This window comes from Lelliottia sp. 489 (assembly GCF_050435885.1).
In the GTDB taxonomy this organism is placed as follows: Bacteria; Pseudomonadota; Gammaproteobacteria; order Enterobacterales; family Enterobacteriaceae; genus Enterobacter; species Enterobacter nimipressuralis.
This window is the reverse complement of the sequence record NZ_JBNDLC010000014.1, coordinates 1-2,934: the sequence shown is the minus strand read 5'-3', so window position 1 is coordinate 2,934 and position 2,934 is coordinate 1. Positions and strand designations below refer to the sequence as shown.

Below are 2,934 nucleotides of genomic sequence, written 5' to 3'. Positions count from 1 at the left end.
TGCTCCATCACGCTGTAAAACACGTTTGCGCCACGAGTCTGTCCATCCTCAAGCGGTTCAAAAATATGGATGAATGATGGCCTTCCGCCCGGCAGTTCCCGTGGTATATAGGTCCATTTTTGCGACATCCAGCCAGGATAGCTGTCTTCGCTGACGTAGTACCCCAGCGCTGCACCGCTATCACTGATTTTGACACCCGCGCGACAGTTACGCGTGTCACCTGTATTACCGGGATTACTCACACGTTTTGGACTAACCATTTTAAATTGCGTGCGAAAAAGTCGCGATGAATCACTGTCCCAGGTTGGCTGGACGCACAGCTCACCGTTAAATGCGTGCGTCGCGACACCTTCACGGATCATCATCGTAAAGGTTCGCTTGCGCTCGGCATCAATCCCGCAAAAGTCATCCTCCGCATATTCATACCAGGCGGCCTCCACTTCCCTGGCAAATGCACGGCTTTCCTCTTCTTTAATGCCGAGATATCGCCAGCTCGGGCAGTAACTCAATCTAAAAAATGACCCGACGATGTGATCCTGGTGCAACTGCACGGCGTTTGCCGCATAACCGTTGTTTCGGACCAAATCATCAGCACGGGCATTCCCCCGTGCGAAGTTCGGAAGAAGTGCGGCGTCGGCACTTTCGCTCTGGGGATTCCAGGCATTTAGCTGCCCACCGAATCCGCCGCCACCGGCGTGATAGCCTGCATATTCCCTCAGGGAGGTTTTCCCGTCGGGGCCAACTAAAGAAGGAATTTTCATGCGTAGAACCTTGCCGGCCCGCGGCGTCGTGAAGTGGTACCGACCTGTGACTCAAGATCGGCGATATACTTTTTCAGATCGCTGACTGAGGTCGCCGTAAATTCCACTCTTCGACCGTCTTTCTGTACCGTCGCAACCCGTTTCCCCATCATCAGGTCATGTAACGCTGCGCGCGCGGCATCCAGTTCAGCCTGTGTTGCCATTATTCATCTCCCGCTAATGCCCTGGCATAATCCGCCAGAGATTTGTTATTTTTACTGCCATTGTCTTCTTCCAGTAAGCTGGTCAGAAGAGAGTCCAGATCCAGTTGCCAGCGGGAGATACTTATCCGCAGAGCTGCAAGGGCATAGACAAAACAGTCAAGCGCCTCGTTTCGTCGTTTTTTACTGTCCCAGACGATTTTTTTCTTCCCATCTACCCACTTCTCAACCTGCTCTTCAGCCGTAAGCTGCTGAGCCTCAGCTAAATCATAAATTTCAGGGTTATTAGGGAAGTGAACCGCCCCCGGTAGCGGCTCGTCGCCTTCTGCCACCAGAGTGAAACGGTTATAAATCTGCTCTTTCGCGGTGTCTGTTCCTACCTCAGTGAGATAAACGCCGTTCTTGTTACGCTTGCGAGGCATATTCGCCACGGGCTTGCCGTAGACAGACGCGCCTTTAACTGGGATGACACGAAACAGGCCATGCTTTTTCGAGCGGTTATAAACAATCGTTGGGTCTATGCCGCCGATATCCCAGCAGATGCGGGAAATAAGCATCTCAACGCCGTTAGGCCTCGGATAAGTTTTGTTGATCGCCTTATCCAGCCTCAGAAGCGTGGATTCATCATCATGGCGACCCATAATGATAATTTTGTCGATAAGCCAGCTTTCCTCACCAGGCCCCCAGCCCCAGACACGCATTTCATAACGGTCAAGCTGGGAGTCAATACCGGCAGTAAGGTAGGCCACGCGATCCGGCACCCTGGCCCCGAAGTGCTCAATACGTTCGGCCATCACTTCAGCATCAGGACGTTCGCCAATTTTAGGCTCCCACGTTTCGCCAAGCGTTGTGTTGACGAACGTCTTACGTTTTCCCGTGTCGCCTTTGGTCTTGCTCCAGTCCTTGACGATTTGCACCCAGGTTGTGAAGGGACTATAGGCCGTCCAGACATGAAAGGTAACGCTGTCAGGCGGATCAATTTCGGTACCCGATGATGAAAACCAGCAAAGGCCGTCACGCGTCCAGATCCCGGTTTCATCACAGATGTACCGCGCCTGCGAATAATCGAGCTCCTGCTGTTTAATTACGCAGGCATTGTGTTCGCACAGGTAAATAACGCTGGCAGGATCGCCCGGCGTCCACTTGAACCCGAATGGCGTCTCTTTATCGCCGAATTTAAGGTACTGCTCTTCCCCACAGTGTGGGCAGGGAACATAGAAGCGTAAGAAATGCTCCGACTCTTTGGCGGCACGTTCAATCTGGCATGTTCCTTTAATTTTGGGTGTGGATCCTCGTATAGATTTAGGCCAGACCGACCCTTCAATACGTTTATCACCCAGAAACGTTGGAGAGCCCTCTTTTTCGATATCCTCGTCAAATGCCGCCAGCTCGTCATAACCCGCCACATCAACAGATTTTTCACGGTAGTTTTTTGCAGCTTTACCACCGAGGCACCAGAAACCGCGCCCATTCGAGAAACGTTTCATACTCAACGTGTTGTCCCGGTGCTTTTTACCGTACCAGGGCGCCAGCGCCAGCAGTGAGGGGATATCCCGGATTGTCGGTTCGACATGGGACTTCATGAAGTTTTCTGCATCACCGTCGGTAGGTAACCAGATAAGTGAGTTACGCTGTTTATGCTGGATGAAATACGCATACACGCCGAGCAGCATTTTTGAATAGCCTACACGGGCAGACTTAACGACATTAACCTCACGGATATAGTCATTACCCATCGCATTCATTATCGCACGCTGAAACGGCAGCGTTTCCCAGCGCCCTTCCTGATAAGCAGACTCCTTTGGGAGGTAATAATTTTCGTCTGCCCACTCTACCGCCGTTTGCGGCTCTGGCCGGTACAGAGAACGGAGGCCCGAGCGCGCGGAATGCTGTAGCCCCTTAACCTGACTGTTCGATATATTCACTCAGCAACCCCCGTATCATTTCTTCAAGCGCCGATGGTTTGTTCATTG

At 52.1% G+C, this 2,934-nt stretch carries 3 protein-coding genes; all 3 read right to left on the bottom strand.

Translation table 11 applies throughout. From position 1 onward, the window contains the following. Nucleotides 1-761 (bottom strand): phage portal protein (locus ABIE11_RS21770; RefSeq protein ID WP_429185404.1); only part of this gene is annotated, 761 nt, incomplete at its 3' end. Further along, nucleotides 758-964, bottom strand: a complete 207-nt coding sequence (locus ABIE11_RS21765) for a phage head-tail joining protein (RefSeq protein ID WP_023292738.1) — start codon at nucleotides 962-964, stop codon at nucleotides 758-760. The genes ABIE11_RS21770 and ABIE11_RS21765, both read right to left, overlap by 4 nt. Continuing rightward, nucleotides 964-2,886, bottom strand: coding sequence for a phage terminase large subunit family protein (locus ABIE11_RS21760; RefSeq protein ID WP_429185402.1), 1,923 nt, complete (start codon nucleotides 2,884-2,886; stop codon nucleotides 964-966). The genes ABIE11_RS21765 and ABIE11_RS21760 overlap by 1 nt, the downstream gene beginning before the upstream one ends. Between the last annotated feature and the right edge of the window lie 48 nt (nucleotides 2,887-2,934).

What these genes read in the sequence shown, in the direction of transcription:
- ABIE11_RS21765 (WP_023292738.1), bottom strand. Translation starts at nt 964, where the DNA reads ATGGCAACACAGGCTGAACTGGATGCCGCGCGCGCAGCGTTACATGAC.